General features: G+C 63.1%; 21 protein-coding genes. 2 read left to right on the forward strand and 19 right to left on the reverse strand.

All coding sequences use genetic code 11. The features are described from left to right. Positions 1–11: 11 nt before the first annotated feature. The 14 genes from OU997_RS10795 to OU997_RS10860 form a co-directional block, all read right to left on the reverse strand. A complete protein-coding gene (locus tag OU997_RS10795) occupies positions 12–1256 on the reverse strand; it encodes an NAD(P)/FAD-dependent oxidoreductase (protein ID WP_108486802.1) in 1245 nt (414 codons plus the stop codon). Then, positions 1243–2400 (reverse strand): sodium:proton antiporter, encoded by a 1158-nt coding sequence (locus OU997_RS10800; RefSeq protein WP_267806530.1) that lies wholly within the window; start codon positions 2398–2400, stop codon positions 1243–1245. The genes OU997_RS10795 and OU997_RS10800 overlap by 14 nt, the downstream gene beginning before the upstream one ends. Next, a complete protein-coding gene (locus tag OU997_RS10805) occupies positions 2397–4748 on the reverse strand; it encodes an MMPL family transporter (RefSeq protein WP_267806532.1) in 2352 nt (783 codons plus the stop codon). Before OU997_RS10805 ends, OU997_RS10800 begins: the two co-directional genes overlap by 4 nt. Beyond that, positions 4738–5331 carry an outer membrane lipoprotein carrier protein LolA gene (locus tag OU997_RS10810; protein WP_108485868.1) on the reverse strand — a complete coding sequence of 198 codons (594 nt, stop codon included), beginning with the start codon at positions 5329–5331 and terminating at the stop codon, positions 4738–4740. Before OU997_RS10810 ends, OU997_RS10805 begins: the two co-directional genes overlap by 11 nt. A 332-nt stretch (positions 5332–5663) precedes the next feature. Beyond that, positions 5664–6089 (reverse strand): acyl-CoA thioesterase, encoded by a 426-nt coding sequence (locus OU997_RS10815; RefSeq protein ID WP_108485869.1) that lies wholly within the window; start codon positions 6087–6089, stop codon positions 5664–5666. Continuing rightward, entirely contained in the window at positions 6082–7623 is a 1542-nt protein-coding gene (locus OU997_RS10820; protein WP_267806534.1) for an HAL/PAL/TAL family ammonia-lyase, read from the reverse strand. Before OU997_RS10820 ends, OU997_RS10815 begins: the two co-directional genes overlap by 8 nt. Next, positions 7604–8533 (reverse strand): glycosyl transferase, encoded by a 930-nt coding sequence (locus tag OU997_RS10825; protein WP_108485871.1) that lies wholly within the window; start codon positions 8531–8533, stop codon positions 7604–7606. The genes OU997_RS10820 and OU997_RS10825 overlap by 20 nt, the downstream gene beginning before the upstream one ends. After that, positions 8530–9264, reverse strand: a complete 735-nt coding sequence (locus tag OU997_RS10830; protein WP_108485872.1) for a glycosyltransferase family 2 protein — start codon at positions 9262–9264, stop codon at positions 8530–8532. The genes OU997_RS10825 and OU997_RS10830 overlap by 4 nt, the downstream gene beginning before the upstream one ends. Positions 9265–9390: 126 nt before the next feature. After that, positions 9391–11058, reverse strand: coding sequence for an acyl-CoA synthetase family protein (locus OU997_RS10835; protein ID WP_267806536.1), 1668 nt, complete (start codon positions 11056–11058; stop codon positions 9391–9393). After that, complete coding sequence (locus OU997_RS10840) at positions 11055–11600, reverse strand: hypothetical protein (protein WP_108485874.1); 546 nt, start codon at positions 11598–11600, stop codon at positions 11055–11057. The genes OU997_RS10835 and OU997_RS10840 overlap by 4 nt, the downstream gene beginning before the upstream one ends. Further along, entirely contained in the window at positions 11600–11860 is a 261-nt protein-coding gene (locus OU997_RS10845; RefSeq protein WP_108485875.1) for an acyl carrier protein, read from the reverse strand. The genes OU997_RS10840 and OU997_RS10845 overlap by 1 nt, the downstream gene beginning before the upstream one ends. 11 nt (positions 11861–11871) lie before the next feature. After that, entirely contained in the window at positions 11872–12132 is a 261-nt protein-coding gene (locus OU997_RS10850; protein WP_267806538.1) for a phosphopantetheine-binding protein, read from the reverse strand. Further along, positions 12107–12922, reverse strand: coding sequence for a lysophospholipid acyltransferase family protein (locus tag OU997_RS10855; RefSeq protein ID WP_108485876.1), 816 nt, complete (start codon positions 12920–12922; stop codon positions 12107–12109). Before OU997_RS10855 ends, OU997_RS10850 begins: the two co-directional genes overlap by 26 nt. Beyond that, positions 12895–13626 carry a beta-ketoacyl synthase chain length factor gene (locus tag OU997_RS10860; RefSeq protein ID WP_177479906.1) on the reverse strand — a complete coding sequence of 244 codons (732 nt, stop codon included), beginning with the start codon at positions 13624–13626 and terminating at the stop codon, positions 12895–12897. Before OU997_RS10860 ends, OU997_RS10855 begins: the two co-directional genes overlap by 28 nt. Before the next feature lie 213 nt (positions 13627–13839). Between OU997_RS10860 and OU997_RS10865 the strand changes: the two genes are divergently transcribed. Next, on the forward strand, positions 13840–14613 hold the full coding sequence (locus OU997_RS10865) for a ParA family protein (protein WP_267806539.1): 774 nt from the start codon (positions 13840–13842) through the stop codon (positions 14611–14613). Positions 14614–14670: 57 nt separating this feature from the next. Here OU997_RS10865 and OU997_RS10870 read toward each other — a convergent pair whose 3' ends face one another. The 5 genes from OU997_RS10870 to OU997_RS10890 form a co-directional block, all read right to left on the reverse strand. Further along, positions 14671–15471, reverse strand: a complete 801-nt coding sequence (locus OU997_RS10870) for a universal stress protein (protein ID WP_108485878.1) — start codon at positions 15469–15471, stop codon at positions 14671–14673. Between the two features lie 88 nt (positions 15472–15559). Beyond that, positions 15560–16003, reverse strand: coding sequence for a YiiD C-terminal domain-containing protein (locus OU997_RS10875; RefSeq protein ID WP_108485879.1), 444 nt, complete (start codon positions 16001–16003; stop codon positions 15560–15562). 94 nt (positions 16004–16097) lie between these two features. Further along, entirely contained in the window at positions 16098–16532 is a 435-nt protein-coding gene (trxC, locus tag OU997_RS10880) for a thioredoxin TrxC (RefSeq protein ID WP_108485880.1), read from the reverse strand. A gap of 60 nt (positions 16533–16592) precedes the next feature. After that, the gene (locus OU997_RS10885) at positions 16593–17870 is read right to left on the reverse strand and encodes a bifunctional O-acetylhomoserine aminocarboxypropyltransferase/cysteine synthase (RefSeq protein WP_108485881.1); all 1278 of its coding nucleotides are present in this window, start codon (positions 17868–17870) and stop codon (positions 16593–16595) included. Between the two features lie 131 nt (positions 17871–18001). After that, entirely contained in the window at positions 18002–18982 is a 981-nt protein-coding gene (locus OU997_RS10890) for a sulfite exporter TauE/SafE family protein (protein WP_108485882.1), read from the reverse strand. Positions 18983–19197: 215 nt separating this feature from the next. On the opposite strand from OU997_RS10890, the gene OU997_RS10895 reads away from it, so the two are divergent. Further along, positions 19198–19896, forward strand: coding sequence for an aspartate/glutamate racemase family protein (locus OU997_RS10895; protein WP_267806542.1), 699 nt, complete (start codon positions 19198–19200; stop codon positions 19894–19896). The last annotated feature ends 69 nt before the right edge of the window (positions 19897–19965 follow it).

The raw sequence follows: 19965 nt of genomic DNA on the forward strand, positions 1-19965 counted from the left end.
AATATCCTTATTCAGTGGGCGGCGCAGACTTCAGCCAGCACCCGCAGACGGCGTTTGGGTTCGGCGACGTAGGGATTGTTCTGATCCCAGGCGTAGCCGGCAAGAATCGAGCTGATCATGCGGCGAATCTCCGGCTGGGCTTTCTCGAAATAGATCACGTCCTGGAAGCTGCCGTCGTACCAGCCCTCGACATACACGCGGAAGGTGTCGACGCCGCGCTTGAGTGGGATGGCAAAGTCCTGTTCCCAGTCCACCGTCTCGCCGCGTAGTTGGCGGTGCAACAGGCCGGCGGCCATGCTCGCCGAGCGCATGGCGATGGTCACCCCGGAGCTGAACACCGGGTCGAGGAACTCCGCCGCATTGCCGAGCAGAGCAAAACCTGGGCCGTGCAGGGCTTTGACGTTGGCCGAGTAGCCGCCGATGGTACGCGCCGGGGTATCCCATACGGCGTTTTTCAGCACCTTGTGCAGGCTGGGTGTCTCTTCGATAAATTGCTTGAGGCAGGCGTCCAGGTCGGCCGGACGACCCTGATAGCGGGTGGCATCGGCGACCACGCCCACCGAGCAGCGGCCGTTGCTGAACGGGATGGTCCAGAACCACACATCGCGCAAGGTCGGGTGAGTGGTGATGAGGATTTTTTCGCGGTCGAAACCGCTGCCCTCGCTGCGGTCCTCAACATGGGTAAACACCGCCTGGCGTACGGGGAAGCTCGACGGTGTGTCGAGGTCGAGCAGGCGTGGCAGCACGCGGCCGTAACCGCTGCCGTCGAGGACGAAGGCGCATTCCACCTGATACTCATGGCCATCGGCGAGGCGGCGTACCGAGAGGCGCGGGCAGTCGCCACTGAAATCGACGGCGAAGATTTCCTCTTCGTAGCGGATTTCCACACCCTGCAGCTCGGCCTGATCGGCCAGCAGCTTGTCGAAGTCGGCCCGCAGCACCTGATAGGTTGAACCCTGCCCCTGGGTGAAGGTGTCGCGGAAATCGAATTCGGTATAACGCTCACCCCAACCAAAGGCTGCGCCATGTTTGGTCTGGAAACCGGCGGCACGCACGGCGTCGAGCATGCCGGCTTCTTCAACGAAGTCCAGGCAATGCGACAGCAGGCTCTCGCCAATCGAAAACCGTGGGAAGCGTTGGCGCTCCAGCACCAGTACGTCATGGCCGTTGCGTTTGAGCAGCGCCGCGGCGATTGCCCCGGAAGGGCCGGCCCCGATAACGACGACTTGGCGTTGTTCGACTTCAAGAGACTTCATGGCGGCTTCTTGCCTCGTTAATGGCATGGGTGGCTGGGCGCGTGCCGAGCAGGGCTGGCAGCAGTGTGGAAAACAGGCTCATCAGCAGCAAGCTGAAATACACCAGGGCATCGATCAACTGCAATTGCAGCAGCAGGTTGAGGAAGACGATTTCGGTCAGCCCGCGAATATTCAGCAGCAGGCTTTCCTGCCATTTGATCTGGCTTGAGGCCGCCGGGTCGGCCCAGTGCAGGCCCAGCCAGCTGCCCAGTACCTTGCTCAACACCGGCAGCACCAGCAGCGCGCCGAGGTAGAGCCAGGAATAGTGCGCGCCGATGTTGTGGAAATCCACGCGCAGCACGCCGTAGGTGAGAATTAGCGGCACTGCCAGGCCATTCAACAGCAACTTCCAGTGCCGCGCCGGCAATGGCAGACGAAACGGCTGCTTGAGCCAGGCCAGGCACAGCATATAAGCGATGCCGAACACCAGGGCGTTGAGCCCCAGTTGCTGGAACAGCAGCATCAGGGCAAAGAACGGCAGGCTGTAAAGCAGGCCGTGGCGCAGTTTCAGCGCACGCAGCAGCAGCGGCAGGCCGGCGGCCAGCAGCGGCCAGAGCAACGTGGCCGGGTTGCTGCTGCCCTGGGCCAGGCCGAACAGGCTCCAGCACATAAAGTCCATTAGGATGGCCGCGTGCAGCAGGCGTTTGGTCGCTTCCAGCGGGTAGCCGATGCTCTGCAGAAACAGGTACAGCACCGGGATTGCGGTGATCGAAAACAGCAGGCCGATGCCCACCGCGCTCAACCAGTCGCGCTCGCCGGGCAGCAGCCAGACCGCGCAGGCCAAACCGGCCAGCATCGGCACCAGGAAGCTCGGCAGGGCGATCTTCAGGCAGGCAGCATTCACCTCCAGGTCGATCACATCACTGAGGATGTAGCCCAGCAGCAACGCGAAACACAGGCCGTAGGCCAGGTTCAGCCATTCCGGCGCGAGCAGCTGCTTGGCGCTGAGCTGCCAGTGCGGCTCGACCCACAACAGTAGCAACGCCGGAATCGCCAGGCTGGCGACCAGCAACTGACCGACGATGGGAATCAAGCGGCGGCCGCCGACCCAGGCCACCAGCGCATAGAGCGCCAGGGCCAGCAGCCAGAACCCGATAATACTCATGACGCTATTCCTTGACTACGAGTTGGTGCGCTTACTCGCTGGGTGCCGGCCCAGGGTGCGAGCAGGAAGCAGAACAGCAGGCCAAGGCTGATCGCCAGGCCGAAGTTGGCAATCGCCGGGGTGTCGCTGATCAGTAGCAGGCCGAACGACAGCCAACTGGTCAGCGCCGAGAGCAGGGTGCCGAGCAGGCTGACCGCCGGCCCGCCGATGTTCTCGCGCATCAGAATGGCGTAATCGACGCCGATGGCGGTGATCAGCAGCAGGCCGAACAGGCTGAACAGGGTCAGCGGCTGGCCCAGCCAACCCAGACAGGCTAACGCCGCCAGCGCGGCCAGCAGCGGCAGGCAGACCACCCGCAGTGCGCCGCCAAGGCCGAACGGCAGGCACAGCAGCAAGAGGATCGCCATGCTGGAGATGAGTTTTAATTCGGCGGCGCTGAGTTGGGTGGCGCTAAACAGTGCGTTGAGTTCGCTGATTCGATCCACCAGCTGCACCCCCGGCAGGCTCTCGACCAGCGGCTTGAGTGCGTTGCTGTTGCTGAGTCCCTGCAGGCTGACCAGCCCGGCGACGCCATCTGCATGAGCGCCCAGCCATAGCGGTTTCCAGGCCTCACCCAGAGGGCTGGCCAGCGCCTGCTCCAGGCTCGCTTGGTTGTTCTGTTGCAGTTCCAGCCGTTCGCTGTGCAATGCAGCTGGCGGGATGCCGAGATCGAGCAGCGGCTGCCAGTGCTGCGGCAGTGTGCCCACTGCCGCGCGCAATTCCTGCAGCTGGCGGTCCGGCGCGACCAGTTGGCTGAGGGCGCGGTAGTCACGTAGCAGGCCGTTCTGCACCGCCTGATCCAGGCGCTGGCTCAGCGCCGCTTGGCGTTCCAGCAATTGCTGCGGGTTCGCGGCGCGCACCAGCAAGAACTGGCTGGTGGGCTGCTGGCCGGTCAGCTCGGCGATGCGTTGGGCTTCGGCCAGCAATTCCGGCTCCTGGCCCAGCCATTGGCGCAGGTCATTTTGTGTATGCAGCTGCCACAGACCTGCGGCGCAGAACAGCAAGAGCAACGCCAGCAGCGGCGTGCTGCCGACGTTGCCCAGCAAGCGTGCCCGAGCGGCCAGCAGGCGTTGGCTAAAGCTCAGCAGCTGCGGTGATGGGCTTAGCCGTAGGCCACGCAACCAGGCTGGTAGCAGGCAGACCGAGCACAGATAAGCGGCAATCAGCCCGGCGGCAGAGAACAGCGCAACCTGGGTCAGCGCCGGAAACGGGGTAAAGGCCAGCGCCAGATAGCCGATCAGGTTGGTGCCCAGGCTCAGGCTCAGGCCCGGCAGGGTGGCGCGCAGGGCGCCCCAACTGGTCCAGTCTTCGCTGCCTTCGGCGTTGCTCCAGCTTTTACTCAGATAGTGTTGCGGGTAGTCGGCGGCGACCCCGACCAGGCTGGCACCCAGGACCAAGGTCAAGGCGTTGATCTGGCCGAACACCAGCACGCAGGCGGTGCAGCCAGCCAGCAGCGCCATGCCGATGGGCAGCAGGCTGACCAGTACGCGCACACGGCGGAAGGCCAGCAGCAGCAGCAGCAGGGTACCGAGCGTGGCGCCGCCGCCAATCAGGCTGATTTCGCGGGTGGCCTTGGCCTGCCCGGCGGCCGCGTACAACACGCCACCGGCCGCCAGCAGTTGGCCGCCGGCGGTTTCGATCTGTGTGCGGGTAGCGGCGACCTGCGCGGCAATCAGCGGCGGCTCCTGCATATCGAAGGCGCTGCCCTGGGCGCTGGCGCGCAACAGGGCCCAGGTCATGCTCGGTTCTTCCAACAGCAGTGCGCCGCTGCTCAGGTCAGCCTGGATGCGGCTGCCGGGGTTCAGCGCCTGTTGCGCGCGTGCGCCCAGGCCCAGCCAATCCTGCTCGATGGGCAGCAGGCTAAAGCCGGCGAAGGTGTCGAACAGCTGCGCGGCCCGTTGTTCGATCAACTGCTGCGGTTGCTCCAGCAACAGCTGGCGATCCGCACTCGGCAACAGGGCCAGACGGTTGCTGCGCAGGTAGTCGCGCAGCGCCGCGAGGTCGCTGTCGACGCTCCACTGCACCTGAGCGAAACGGCCGCTGCCGCGCCACTGCTCGCCCACCTGTTGCACCAAGGCAATCGCCTGTTCGCGCTGCGGGTGACCGATCAACAGCAACAGGTCGCGAGTGAGTGGTTCTTGCATGCGCTGTTCGGCCTGCTGCACTAGCGCATCGCCGCTACCCGCGGGCAGTAGCGCGAGCATGTCGGCCGCGACGGGCGGGCCGTTGCGCCATTGCCAGGCGGCGAGGATCAACAGGGCGGCGAACAGCAGCAGAAAGCCGCGCGGCAGCCAGCGTTCACTGAGCAAAGTCGCGTCGCTCCTGCTCAGTCAAGGCATCGCTGGCCTGGCTTTCGGGTAAGCGCAAGACGCTGCGGTCGCCCTGGGTTTCATGCAGCTCAATGCGCTGCACCAGCGCGCCGCCGTCGATCTGGATGTGGCTGAAAATCTGCTTGAGCAACACTGAATTCGGCACCAGACGCAGTTGCCAGGCTTCAGACGTGCCGCTTAGTTGCAGTGTAAAGTCCCGTGCCAGACCGCTGTGGTTGCCCTTGAGCACCGCGAGAAACAGCCGGCTCTGCTGGGCCGCAACATCCTGCCCTGATTGCTGTTGCCAGCCGCCGGGGGTGCGTTTGGCGATGCCCTGGGCGTCGATGCGGTAAGCCTGTTGGAGCGGGCTTTGCAGCTGCCAGAGCAGGCCGAGGTCGCGGCTTAGTACGAACTGACCGCGACTGGTCAGCGGTTGCGGCAGGGCGCGCAGGTGCTTTTCCTGAATCAACGGACCGCGTACCACCGCAGGCTTGGCCAGCTGGGCGCTGAGTTGGTCGAGGTCAAAGGCGTGGGCGTGGGTGGTTAAGAGCAGCAGGAACAGTACGCTTAGTGTTCGGCTCATTGCTGCGGGTGCCTGTAAGAACGTGTTTCGCCCCCTCGGGCGAGTTACGTTCTCTTTGCTCGTGCAAAGAGAACGTAACCAAAGAGAAAGCACGCCCGGCATACGGGTCTCGCTGCGCTCGACTTCCCTCACTCCATCACTGTTCCAGAGGCCCGACCTGGGCGGCACCCCGACGAAGGGCCATCCCTGGCCCATCGCGGCTCTCGCGGCATCCATGCCGCTCAACCTCTTCCACAGCGATTGCGCTCGGCCTTCTGACGGGGGCTGTCCCCGCTCCGACATTGCCGGTAGACAGGAGCCGGGGGGGCGGCTCAGCTCGGGCCAAAGACTGTTCACGCCAGTACCTTCTCAACGGCGTCGATCAGCACCTGGGGTGAGGCAAACTGCATCTCGCGGGTGGCGATTTCCACCGCCACTTGCACGCTGCTGCCACGGGTCATGCGCTCACCGGTTGCGGCATCGCTGATCAGGTAGTTGATCTTCAGGCGGTTCTCCCACTCCACCAGATCGGCGCGGACGATGATCGTTTGGCCGAACTGTGCGCCGCGGATATAGCGCAGTTGCAGGTCGATCACCGGCCAGGCATAGCCAGCGTCACGCATCTGCACGTAGTTGTGGCCGAGCTTGTCGAGCAGCGCGCAGCGCGCCTCTTCGAAGTATTTGACGTAATGGCCGTGCCAGACCACCTCCATCATGTCGACGTCGAAGAACGGCACCAGCAGTGTGATTTCCGCCTGCAATACGCCCTTGCTACGCATAAAGCCTCCAGTGCTGTTCGCGGATGCGCACCAGGCACAGGCGCAGTTCGGCTTCCAGAGCGCGGTCTTCGATCACCGGGGGGAAGTCCACGGCCAGTTGTTCGCGCATGGCGGCGATCGGCGCAGGGAGGTCGTGTTTGCCGGCGCGCTGACGCAGCCACACGCCCTGGTTGGCGGCCAGCAGGGTGGCGGCGGCGACCTGCTCGGTCAGCTCCAGGCTGCGCAGGGCGTCGCGCGCGGCGATGGTGCCCATGCTGACCTTGTCCTGGTTGTGGCATTCGGTGGAGCGCGAGAACACGCTGGCCGGCAGGGTGTTTTTCAGCGCTTCGGCGGTCCAGGCACTGGTGCCGATCTGCACGGCCTTGAAGCCGTGGTTGATCATCGCGCTGACACTCGGCGCGCCGGACAGGTTGCTCGGCAGGCCGTGGTTGTAGCGGGTGTCGACCAACAGGGCGAGCTGGCGGTCGAGCAGGTCGGCGACGTTGCCCACCAGGTTTTTCAGGCTGTCCATGGCGAAGGCGATATGCCCGCCGTAGAAGTGCCCGCCGTGCAGCACGCGCTCGGCTTCGGCGTCGATCAGCGGGTTGTCGTTGGCGCTGTTCAGCTCGATCTCGATAAATTGGCGCAGCAGGCCCAGGCTATCAGCCAGTACACCGAGCACATGCGGTGCGCAGCGCAGCGAGTAGCGATCCTGTAGGCGGTGCAGCGGTGCGGTCGGCGCGTCGATAGCCAGGTCCTGGCGCAACCAGGCGGCGACTTGCATCTGCCCTGGATGCGGTTTGGCGGCGAACAGGCGTTCGTCGAAATGCTCCGGGTTGCCTTCCAGCGCCACCACGTTAAGCGCGGTGATACGGGTGGCCAGCTTGAGCAGGTAATCGGCGCGCGAATAGGCCTGGCAGGCCAGGGCGGTCATCACGGCGGTGCCGTTCATCAGCGCCAGAGCCTCTTTCGGACGCAGGGTCAGCGGCGTCCAGCCGAGCTCTTTGTGCACATCGGCTGAATGACGGCGCTCGCCCTTGAATATCACATCGCGCTCACCGCTGAGGGTGGCGGCGACATAGGACAGCGGCGTCAGATCGCCGCTGGCGCCCACCGAGCCTTCTTCCGGAATCAGCGGCAGCACATCAAATTCGAGAAACGCCTGCAGGCGTTCGAGCAGCTCCACGCGCACGCCGGACACGCCCTGACACAGCGACTGCAAGCGCGCGGCCAGTACGGCGCGGGTGGCAGGCTCATCCAGCAGCTTGCCCAGGCCGCAGCCGTGGAAGGTGTAGAGGTGACGCGGCAACGCTTCGACTTGGTGCAGCGGCACGGCCACCACACAGGAGTCGCCGTAGCCGGTGGTGACGCCGTAAATCACGCCTTCCTTGTCCAGCAGGCTGTCGAGGAAACGCGCACCCTTGGCGATTTTTTCGCGGTAGGCGGCATCGCTTTGCAGTTGCGCCGGGGCGCTGCGGCTGGCCAGGGCGACAACCTGTTCGATGCTCAGGGGGCGTTCGCCAAACACAATGGGGTCAGGCTGATGTGTCGTCATCTTCATTCCAGAACGGGTAGAAATTGAACCATTGCAGGGGCGCATCCAGGCAGCGTTGCGCGAGCTGGTCGGCGTAGCGCTGCGTCCAGTGGCGGATCACTGCGTCCCGCTCGCTGCGTTTCCAGTGCAGACGCTCGGCGAAGGGCTCGATGATCACCTGGTAGCGTTTGTCGATTTTCAGGCAGTGAATCAGGTTGACTGGGCATTGCAGCAGCCCGGCCAGCAACCACGGGCCTTGTGGAAAGGCGGCGGGCTTGCCGAGGAAGTCCACGGTTACGGTGCGGCTACCTGTCAGTGGTACGCGGTCGCCGGCAATTGCCAGCCATTCGCCGCGCTCCAGACGCTCTGACAGTTGCAGCATGATCGCCGCGTCCAGTTCACTGACCTGAATCAGGCGCAGGTTGCTGGCCCCGGCATCACCGAGCAGGCGGTTGAACTGTTCGGCGTGTTTGGTGTGCACCAGCACGTTCATTGTTACCTGCTCGCCGAGTTCGGCGAGGGCGCGGCAGACTTCCAGGTTGCCCAGGTGTGCGGCCACCAGCATTTGCCCACGGCCTTGCTGGCGGGACGTTGCAGTGGCTGTGTCGATCAGGGTTACTTGATCCAGACCGAGTTTGCCGTTCCACACGTCGAGCTTGTCGAGCAGGGTGTCGGCGAAACTCATGAATTGGCGAAACACGGACAGGCGGGTGGGCTGCAGTGCTGGGTGACCACTCCAGTTGGCCAGGTTGTACTGGTACTGACGGATGCTGCGCCGCGCCTTGGCGCCGAACAGGTAGAAATACAGCACGATCAGGTACAGCAGCGGGCTGATCAGGCGGCGGCCGAGCTTGCGCGCCAGCCAGGCAGTGAATTTCATCAGGATAAAACTGCCGCGCTCGCGTTGCCCGGCCCAGTGTTGCTGGCTCATCCGCGCCACCTGCGCCAGAGAATCAGTGGTGCGCGCAGCAACATGCCGAAGAACAGCGTGGCGTGCATCTTCGAAATCAGCGCGTTGTCGAGCCACAGGCGAAAGTGTGAGAGGCCGTCCAGCGGGTAATGCACTTTGGTTGGCAACCAGTGCATCGGCTGATTGCGCCAGGCCAGGCGCACCAGAATTTCGGTGTCGAAATCCATGCGTTTGCCGATTTTGACCGTGTTGATCAGCGCCAGGGTAGCCGGCAGCGGATAGACGCGAAAGCCGCACATGGAATCGCGGATGCTCAGCGACAGGGTGTTGATCCACACCCACACATGGGTCAGGTAGCGCGCGTAGAGGCGGCCTTTCGGCACGCTTTCGTCGTACTGCGGATAACCGCAGATCAGCGCCTCGGGGGCGGCTTGCGAGGCGTGGATAAAGCGCGGCAAATCGCTGAGGTCGTGCTGACCGTCGGCGTCTACCTGCAGTGCATGGCTAAAGCCCAGACGCGCGGCTTCACGCAGGCCGGCCATCACCGCGCCGCCCTTGCCCTGATTGACCGCCAGGCGCACCAGGTGGGTATCGGGTTGCTCGGCCAGCTGATCCATCACCGCCGCGCAGGCCGGGCTGGAGGCATCGTCCACCAGCACGCAGGGCAGGCCGGCCGCATGCAGCGTGGCGACGACCACGGGCAGCGCGTGTTCGTGGTTGTACACCGGGATCACCGCACAGGGCTTATGCATGGCAGCACTTGACGCTGAAGTTGGTCACGTAGGTTGGCGCTGAGGAACGAAGCCCAACATCTGCGGCGTTGGTCGTAGGGCTTCGCAGGCTCAGCACCAACCTACGAAGATTGCAGTGCAGGGCCGTCATTGCGCAGGCCCCAGTAATACGCGCCCTGAGGAGCAGGGGGATTCGCCGTTGCGGAAGGCGAAGTACAACTTGCCGCGCGCCGCGTCGAAACGCAGGGTCAGTTGCAACTGATCACCGGGGCGCACCAGTTGTTGGAATTTCAGCACTTCCATGCCGCAGAACCGTGGCGGCAGGTCTTTGATCAGGCGACGTGCCAGTTGCTGGGCCCAGTCGATCTGCACCACACCCGGTAGTACCGGGGTCTGCGGGAAGTGGCCGGTGAAATGCGCCAAATCCAGCGGCACCAGCAGTTCCACCCGCCATTCGCCGTCCTGTTCGACCGCCGACAGTGGCTCCACTTGGGTGGGGCGTGGCGCCGCGAGCAGAGCGTCCACGGTGGCTTGCGCCAACTTGCCCTGGCTGTTGTAGGGAAGTTGCGCGAGCAGCCGCCAGCGGCGGGGCAGGGCGATGGCTTCGCAGTGGCTGGCAAGATGGCGGCGCAGGGTTGCGGTGACGGTCTTGCGCCCCTGGTTGCGCAGCGCATGCAGGCCGGCCGGGCTCAAGGCCACCAACGTGCCGAGGTAGGCGCGGCCCTCCTGCACCACGCCGAGCCGTGCGTCACTGAGCCACTCGTGGCTGCTCAGCGCCTGTTCAAGCATGGGCAGGGAGATGCGTTTTTCTTCCAGCTTGATAATCCGGTCCAGGCGGCCGCGCAGGGCGAAGCGGCCATCGGCTTGTAGTTCCACGGCATCGGCGGTTTGCTCGCGATGGCCGGGCGGTAGATAGGGTGAGCTCAGGTGCAGCGCGCCTTCGGCGTTCTGTCCCAGTTCGACGCCGGCAAACGGGGTCCACAGCTCGCCGCCCTGACGCCAGGCGATACCGCCGGTTTCCGAGCTGCCGTAGATTTCCGTGGGCCATTGACCTAGCAGGTGCTGCAAGTCGGCTGCAGTTTCCGCCGGCAGCGCGCCACCGGAAGAGAACACCTGACGTACTGCGCGCAGGGCCGGCCAGTTGAGGTTGTCGCCCATGCGTTTCAACAGTGCTGGGCTGGCGACCCAGGCAAAGTCGCTGCCGCTGGCCAGGCTTTCGCGCTGTAAATCTTCGGGGAATGGCTGGGCGCGGCGCAAAAAGGCGCGGCCGGCGCACAGCGGCCAGAGCACGCGAAACAGCAGGCCGTAGATATGCTGGGTGGCAACGCTGCCAAGGATGGTCGCGCTGCCCAATTGCGCGCCCCAGAGTTGCTCCAGGGCGGTGACTTCATTGGCCAGCTGGCGTAAGGATTTGTCGATCAGCTTGGCTTCGCCGCTGGAGCCGGAGGTGCACAGGGTCAGCTGGCATTGGTCGAGATCAAGTGGCGCTGGAGGCAATGCAGCGCTATTGGCGTTAGTCAGGCCGTCAATGCTATCCAGCCATAGCTCACACTGCGTACTCATGCGCTGGCGGGTCTGTGGCTGGGCATCGGCGGGTAGCAGCACGGCAATCCCGGCGCGCCAGGCGGCCAGCAGGGCAATGGCCAGCTCAGCGGCATCGTCGAGGTACAGCGCCAGGCGTTTCACGCCGCGACCTTGCAGCTCAGCCGCCAGTTGCAGAGCGTGCTGGCGCAGCTGGGGGTGATCCATATCGGCGGTTACTGCACGGCCTGGGTGGGCGTCGAGCAGCAGGTGCTCGAGGGGCAGCCAGTTCATTCATGTCTCCTTACACGCTGGCGCACCAGCCATTCACCGGCAAACAGCAGGCCCATCAGGCCGTAGGCAATCAGCCCGGTATACAGTGTCCACCAGCTCAGCGGCGCCCAGACATTCAGCGCCACCACCACCAGACCATTGGCCAGGAAGAACCCGGCCCAGACCTGGGTGACAGTCCGTGTATAGCGTACGGCGACCTCCGGCAACTGCGGCTCGGTCAGGCGCGCCAGGCGCTCGATCAGCGGCGGGCCGAATTTCAGACTGAGGCCGAACAGCGCCAGCAATAGGCCATTGAGCAGTACCGGATACCAGCGCAGCAGTTCGGGCTCACCGGCGAGCCCCAGTAGCAGGCAGAACCCCAGGGCGACGGCGGTCATCCAGCGATTGCCTGGCTTGCCCCATTGGCTCAGCGCACGCACCAGCCACAGTCCGCCGAGCACGGCGGCGAACAGGCGTGGCGACAGATGCTCCATGCCGTAATACACGGCAAAGGGATAGAGCAGTCCGGCCAGCAGCAGGAGCAGGCCAAATAGGCGACTCATTATTCGCTGGCTGGGGCGTTGACCAGTCGCAGCACCGCCTCGACCACGTCACCGACGGTGCGCACTGCCTTGAACTCCTCAGCGGCGAGCTTTTTGCCGGTCTGGCGTTTGATATGGTCGATCAGGTCAACCGCATCGATGCTGTCGATTTCCAGGTCTTGGTAGAGGTTGGCGTCTGCGGTAATGCGCTCTGGTTCCAGCTCGAACAGCTCCACCAGGGCATCGCGCAAGGTCTCGAAAATCTCTTCACGGGTTTGCATCGGTGGCGTCCTCAGGCGGTCTGTTGCGATGACACGAATGCCGCCAGGCTGGCTACGTTGGCAAAGTGCTTGCGGGTGTCTTTGGCTTCGGCGTCGATCTTGATGCCGAAACGTTTCTGGATGGCCAGGCCGAGTTCCAGGGCGTCTACCGAATCCAGGCCAAGGCCCTCGCCGAACAGGGTCAGGTCAGCAGCGATGTCTTCTGCGGCGATGTCCTCGAGGCCCAGGGCGTCGATGATCAGGTTCTTAATTTCCAGCTGCAAATCGCTCATCTTGGGCGAGCTCCTTAATAAAGTGTTGGTGCAGAACATCGTTGAGTTTGCGGGACGCAATCGGCGCAGGCCCCAGCACGCTGAACTGGTGTGGGTGGATATCCTCGCCTACGCGCAGGCGAATGTGAAAACGACGCGACGGAATGCTGTACCAAGGCTCGGCCTTGGTCAGGGTGGTGGGCGTCACGCTGATCACCACTGGGGTGACGATGCGCGCACCGCGCAGGGCAATGGCCGCTGCACCACGATGAAATTCGGGATGTTGCCCCGGTGTGGTGCGCGTACCTTCGGGGAATATCACCAGAGTCTGACCGCTTTGCAGCGCGCTGGCCGCTTCATCGAGCATGTCCATGCTACCGCTGTTACTGATGTAGTGGGCCGCGCGCAGGGGGCCGCGCATGCTCGGGTTGTTCCACAGGCTCTGTTTGACCACGCAGTTGGCATCGCGAATAAAGGCGATCAGCACCACCACGTCGATCAGCGACGGGTGGTTGGCGATGACCATTTGTCCCGGCTGACCGAGGCGTTCGATGCCTTCGACTTCGTAGGTCAACACACCGCTGCGGTACATAAAGCGTACGAACAGGTAGAAGGTTTTACTCACCACCGCACGAGCACGGGTGCGTCGTGCCAGGCTGTCGCCGGGCAGTAAGGCCAGTAATGGGAAAATCAGTACGCGCAGCAGCACGCCGCCGATACCGAACAGGCTGAAACTCAGGGCCGTGGCCATCAGCCGCCACCAATACGGTGCGCTATAGCGGCTCAGGCCTTGTTGCGTGACCAGGTCCATTGTCGGCCTTTCCAGTGATGTTGCAGGGTGGTTTGGTCACTGCACAGGGCACGAACCAGATTGAGGGCATGCGGCCATTCGCTGCGTGCACCGCTGTCTTGGCGAAGATCCAGTTGCCAGTCATCCCCCGGCGTCAGCAGCAGGCCAACGGCATAGGGGAACGGCACGTCATCAATAAACGGTGCATAAAGCGTAGGCGGGGTTTCTTCGGCCAGCACCAGGAGCACGGCCGGTGCGCCGTCACGGAGCATGCCGCAGGCTTCCAGCATGGCGTTCTCCAGGCCGTCGCCGGCACCGGCAAGGGCTGTCATTTCGCTGTGATCACCGCGCTGAATCGACCACAGGCCGATAATTGCGTTATGTACCGAGAGGCTGAACTGCGTGGGCGATAGCGGCTCATCGTGTGCCAGATCGGTGAGAATGGTCAGGGTGCGTGGGGTTTCACCGTGACGGCTGACAAACACCATAGGCAACTGTGGATGTGCTTCTGCCAGCGGCCAGGCGACGTGAAAGGCCATGCGCGCCAGGCGGCTCAGTCGTCGGCGTTGCATCGCGGGGAGTGCGCTGACATCCGGTTGTTGGCCGGTATCGACCAGGCGCGAGGGTGTCTGATGCCAGGCGCACCAGTCAGCCGTGCTGTCCAGGCCAGGGGCCCAGGCACGCCATTGTTCGATCCGGAAGTGTGTCACGCGGTGGGCGTCCATGTCGGCTGCAACCAATCACAGCCCGCATAGAGCTTGGCGGCAGGTGTGGCGAAGTGCTGGCATTATCCAGACCGCGCGGCTCGTGCGCAAATCCATGGCGCAGGCTTCAGACCACTGGCGGCAGAGCAATTGCCGAAAATCTCGCCCTTGTCACGCGGTTTGCATAGAATTCGGGACCATTTCGGGGTTAATGCGGGATCAGGGAGGTGTTTCATGCGGCGCGTGATCTTCAATCAGAAGGGCGGTGTGGGTAAATCCAGTATTGCCTGCAACCTGGCCGCGGTGAGTGCTTCCCAGGGCTATCGCACCCTGCTAATCGATCTGGATGCCCAGGCCAATTCGACCCATTACCTCACCGGCCTGACTGGCGATGACATCCCCATGGGCATTGCCGAGTTCTTCAAGGGCACGCTGTCGTCTGCGCCGTTCGGCAAGAAGGGCGGCGTGGACATCTACGAAACGCCCTTTGAAAACCTGCATGTCGTGACCGCGACGGCTGAGCTGGCTGACTTGCAGCCCAAGCTGGAGCAGAAGCACAAGATCAACAAGCTGCGCAAACTGCTCGAAGAACTCAGCGAAGACTATGAGCGGATTTACCTCGATACGCCGCCGGCGTTGAATTTCTACACCGTCTCCGCGTTGATCGCCGCTGACCGCGTGTTGATTCCGTTTGATTGCGACAGCTTCTCGCGTCAGGCGCTGTATGGCTTGCTGCGTGAAATCGAAGAGCTCAAGGAAGACCACAATGAGGGCCTGGAGGTGGAGGGCATCGTGGTCAACCAGTTCCAGCCGCGCGCCAGTTTGCCGCAGCAGTTATTGGAAGAGCTGATCGCTGAAGGGTTGCCGGTATTGCCGGTTAACTTGATGAGTTCGGTGAAGATGCGTGAGTCGCATCAGGCCTGCATACCGCTGATCTATCTGGACCGCAGCCACAAGCTGACCCAGCAGTTTGTTGAACTGCATGATTTGCTCAACAGCGCCGATTGAGCCGAGTCTGGATAACAAAAAAGCTGCCTAGGCAGCTTTTTTGTTGAGCGCAGAAACCTATCGGACGACGTAGATGTCGCAGGGCGCTTTGTGCAGGAAGTGCTGCGCCAGGCTGCCCAGCAATGCTTGCGAGAGTGCGCTGCGCCCGTGGCTGCCCAGTACCAGCAGTTCGATATCGTGGCTTTTCAGGCGGGCTTGCAGGCAGCGCAGAATGCCGCCCTGTTCCACTGAGTGGCTCAGGGTCGGACCTTTTTCCGGCAGGTTCTGTGCTTCGTCTTCCAGCAACTGGTTGATCAGTGCCTTCTGTGTGGTCAATTGCGCTTCGACCTGCTTGGGCGTGCCCTTGTCCGGTTCAAACACATGCAGGGCATGCAGATCGGCACTTTCCGGTAGCAGGCGATAGGCTTGGCCGAGGGCGCTGCAGGCGCACAGGGAGAAGTCGATGGCGGCCAGGGCGCGCTCATACGGACTGAAATTGTTGCGCGCCACCAGCAGCAGCGGCACCGGGCAGTTGCGCGCAATGCGGTCGAGGCTGGTGCCGGAGAAGAAGTCGTGGCGCTGGTGATGGCCGCCAAGTACCAGCAGGTCGCAATCCAGCTCGTTGAGCTGCTGCAGGACCACTTCCGAGGGTTTGATGCCGCTGCGGATCAGCAGCTGGCTGCCGGGCGGGGCGTACTGCGTCAGGCTGCGATCCAGGGTCTGTTTGGCCTGTTCATGCTCCTGGCTACTCTTGCTCGGGTCGAGCACATGCAGGATGGTCAGTTTGGCGTTGAACTGCTTGGCCAGCTGCGTGGCGCGGCACAGCGCCATATCGGCAGTATCGCGCAGGTCGTGGGCAATAAGGATGTGACTGGGCATGGTCGGCGTTCTCCTGCCGATGCATGTCGGCACATTTATTGTGACCTCGAGTCATAGCTGGACTTTTGACCCAGGGCAAGGTCAGGCGTCAGCGCGTGCGTAATTGGTACAAGCCGCGACTCTGAGCCACTACTTCACCACTGTCGTCGGTCAGCTGCAACTCTAAAACGTATTCCGCTTTGCCCTCTTCTGTTGCCTGTTTTTGCAGTCGCTGGATTTCTTCCTCTGCAAGGTGTGCCTCGACCCAGATATCGCCGCTGGCCGGGCGCCGAAAGCGCAGGTTCATTTCCTTGACGATGGGGTAGAAACGCCGGGTATCGAAGCTGGTGAGAAACAACGCACCGCCCGGAATTTCCGCCAGGGTGAACAGTGCGCCGGCGTACATGCTGCCGATATGGTTCTGGTTGCCCGCCAGCGGCATGCGCAGACGGACATGACCCACTTCCAGCATTTCCGCTTTGAGGCCGCTGCGCTGGACAAAGGCAATCTGTTCTTCGGTGAGCTGGCGCACCAGTTCAAAGGGCATTGGCATGGTTGGCTCCACAGTTATTGTTGTGCAGCCAGCCTAAAGGTTGGTCGTGATTGGAGTAATGACCGCGCTGCCGTGGCCTGATTGACCGATCCGCTCAAATGCCCTGCTGGCGCAGCCAGCCAAGCAGTTGCGGCAAGGGCAGTGCGCCACTCTGGCGGGCAACTTCCACACCGCCCTTGAGCAGGATCAGCGTTGGGATCGAGCGAATGCCCATTTCCGCCGACAGCTGCGGGTTGGCTTCGCTGTCCAGCTTGGCCAGGCGGCAGTGGCCTTGCAGTTGCGCGGCGGCCTGTTCGTAGATCGGGGCAAAGCTGCGGCAGGGGCCGCACCAGCTGGCCCAGACATCAATCAGCAGCGGCAGGTCGCCCTTGTTCTGCGCGTCGAAGTTGGCTTGGGTCAGGTCGAAGGGTGTGCTGGGCAGCACTGCCGATTTGCAGCGGCCGCAGCGCGGCGTATCGCCCAGACGCTCGGCGGGAATACGATTAAGACCGTTGCAGTGTGGGCAGGGGATCAGCAGGGGATTGGACATGGGCGACTCCAGAGGCGGTTATCCCTTATCTGGAGTCGCTTGCGCGGATATCAAGGGCGATTAGCGCGCCGCGGCGTCCAGCGCCTGGGCCAGGTCGGCGAGAATGTCGTCGCTGTGCTCAATGCCAATCGACAGGCGCACCATGTCGCGCGGTACGCCGGCACGCTCCAGTTCTTCGTCATTCAGCTGGCGGTGGGTGGTCGAGGCCGGGTGGCAGGCCAGCGATTTGGCATCGCCGATGTTGACCAGGCGCACCACCAGCTGCAGCGCATCGATAAAGCGCGCGCCGGCTTCCTGACCACCGACAATGCCGAACGAGAGGATCGAGGCCGGTTTGCCGCCGCAGTAACGTTGCGCCAGTGCATGCTCGGGGTGATCCGGCAGGCCGGCGTATTTCACCCAAGCCACTTGCGGGTGATTTTGCAGGTAATGGGCGACCTTCAGTGCGTTCTCGCAGTGGCGCTCCATGCGCAGCGCCAGGGTTTCCAGGCCTTGCAGAATCAGGAAAGCGTTGAACGGCGAGAGTGCCGCACCGGTGTTGCGCAACGGCACCACGCGGCAGCGACCGATAAAGGCCGCCGGGCCGAAGGCTTCGGTGTAGGTCACGCCGTGGTAGGACGGGTCCGGGGTGTTCAGCAGCGGGAAGCGCGCCTTGTTGTCGGCCCAGGGGAATTTGCCGGAATCCACCACGATGCCGCCGATGCTGGTGCCGTGACCGCCGATGTACTTGGTCAGCGAGTGCACGACGATGTCCGCGCCATGCTCGAACGGGCGGCAGAGGATCGGCGTGGCCACGGTGTTGTCGACGATCAACGGCACGCCATGGCGGTGCGCGGCGGCGGCCAGCGCGGCGAGGTCAACGATATTTCCGGCCGGGTTGCCGATGGATTCGCAGAACACCGCTTTGGTGCGCTCGTCGATCAGCGCTTCGAGGGCGGCGATGTCGTCATGGGCGGCGAAGCGGGTCTGAATGCCGAAGCGCGGCAGGGTGTGGGCCAGCAGGTTGTAGGTGCCGCCATACAGTTTGGCCACCGAGACGATATTGTCACCGGCTTCGGCGACGGTCTGGATCGCGTAGGTGATCGCGGCCATGCCCGAGGCCACGGCCAGCGCGCCGACGCCACCTTCCAGCGCCGCCACGCGCTCTTCGAGCACGGCGTTGGTCGGGTTCATGATCCGTGAATAGATATTGCCGGCGACCTTCAGGTCGAACAGATCGGCACCATGCTGGGTGTCGTCGAAGGCAAAGGAGCTGGTCTGGTAGATCGGCACCGCCACCGCCTTGGTGGTCGGGTCGGGGCTGTAGCCGGCGTGGATGGCCAGGGTTTCCAATTTCATGCGCGCGTTCCTTCAGGGCAGTTTGAAAGACCCGCAGCATGGCCAAAGCAAGAAGGCCCGGTCAATGCGCTGGGGCAATGAAACGGGCCTTTGTTAGAACGTTTTATAAGATGCTTATGACGCTACCCGTCTTAGCTCAGGGCCTTATATATGTTGTAGGCGCTGATCAGGGTGATCAGGCAACCGACGATGGTCAGTAGCGTGCGCGCCGACAGCTTTTTGCACAGCAGCGCGGCGAACGGTGCGGCGAACATGCCGCCAAACACCAGACCGGCGACCATCATCCAGGTGTCCGGTTGGCCGGCGAGGAGGATGAATGAGGCGGCGCTGGTGATGGTCAGGAAGAACTCGGCGAAGTTCACCGAGCCGATCGTGGTGCGTGGGTCGCTACCCGATCCGAGCAGGCTGCTGGTGACCACCGGCCCCCAGCCGCCGCCGCCGGCGGCATCGACGAAGCCACCAAACAGCGCGAGTTTGGCCACATGCTTGGGCTCACTGCGTTGCTGCTGCACGTGGCGATACGCCTTGCGCAGAATGTACAGGCCCATCAGCAGCAGGTAAGCGGAGATGAATGGCTTCATCACTTCGCCATCGAAACTGGTGATCAGCACCGCGCCGAGCACGGCACCGATGATCCCGGGCAGCAGCAGGCGCAGAAACAGCGATTTGTTGACGTTGCCCAGCTTGGCGTGGGAAATCCCCGACAGGCCGGTGGTGAACACTTCGGCGATGTGCACGCTGGCACTGGCGGCAGCGGGAGAGGCGCCAGCACTGAGCAGGAAGGTAGTGGCTGTTATGCCATAAGCCATGCCCAGCGCGCCGTCGATGACCTGGGCGAAAAAGCCGACCGCCACCGCGCTCCAGAAGGTCGGGCTGCGCAGGGTGGTTTCGATGATCTGCAGGCCGCTATGGCCGTTGTTGTCGCCGAAGAACAGGCGCCAGGCGAGAAACAGCAGCAGGCCGATCAGGGTCAGCGCGGCGAACCATACGGCTGCTCGCAGTACGGGGTGATTGTCCGGGTGGGTGACGAAGTCTTCTACAGGGGGGAGCCCCAACGCCTGATGCTCGTCATTGAGCGGGCTTGAGCTGAGATCGAGATTACGAATTTTCATAACTAGGGGCGCGCCTGACAGCGGGTGGTAGAACAGGGCGTAAAACAGGCCGCGAAGATAATCGGCTTTGCTTAGAGAGTCTAAGAATGTTTGGAAAGGTTTATATGCCTTTTCGATTTAATAGATAAGGCTGTACCGGCTGCTCTACTGCGCACTGTGCCTGTGCGCCGGACCCGTGGCGGATTAGGCTCAAGGCTTTATCGAGTGGAGGTGATATGCGTCAGTTAGGCATTCTGGGTGGTATGAGTTGGGAGTCCACGGCCAGCTATTACCGCTTGCTCAACCAGGGCGTGCGCGAATGCCTCGGTGGGTTGCACTCGGCGCCCTTGTTGCTGCATTCAGTGGATTTTGCCGAGATCGCCGAGCTGCAGCGGCGCGCGGACTGGCAGGCGGCGGGTGAGCTATTGGCCTGTGCCGCGCAGAGCCTGCAGCAGGCCGGCGCGACAGCTTTGCTGCTGGCCACCAACACCATGCACAAGGTGGCGCCGGCCATCGAAGCGGCGGTGGACATTCCCCTGCTGCATATCGGCGATGCGGTTGGCCAGGCCCTGCAACGCCAAGGTGTGCGCCGTGCGGCCCTGCTCGGGACGCGGTTCACCATGCAGGAGGACTTCTACCGCGAGCGCCTGGCTGAGCGTTTTGCCATCGACGTGATCACCCCGAACGCCGTGCAGATGACTGAAATTGACCGGGTGATCTTTGCCGAGCTCTGTCAGGGGCAGTTTTTGCCGCAGGCGCGGGCGTTCTATCTGGACTGTTTGCATACGCTGCAGGGGCAGGGCGCCGAGGTGGCGATTCTTGGCTGCACCGAGATCGGTTTGCTGCTCGATGGGCTGGATGCTCCGCTGCCCTTGCTCGACAGTACCGAACTGCATGTGGCGATGGGGCTGGAGTGGATGCTGAGTGGTTCGTAGGTTGGGTTGAGCGTGCGAAGCCCAACAGGGCGCGCGTAGCGCTCCACCCGGCTATCGTTGGGCTTCGTC

Source organism: Pseudomonas sp. SL4(2022) (genome assembly GCF_026625725.1).
Lineage (GTDB): Bacteria > Pseudomonadota > Gammaproteobacteria > Pseudomonadales > Pseudomonadaceae > Aquipseudomonas.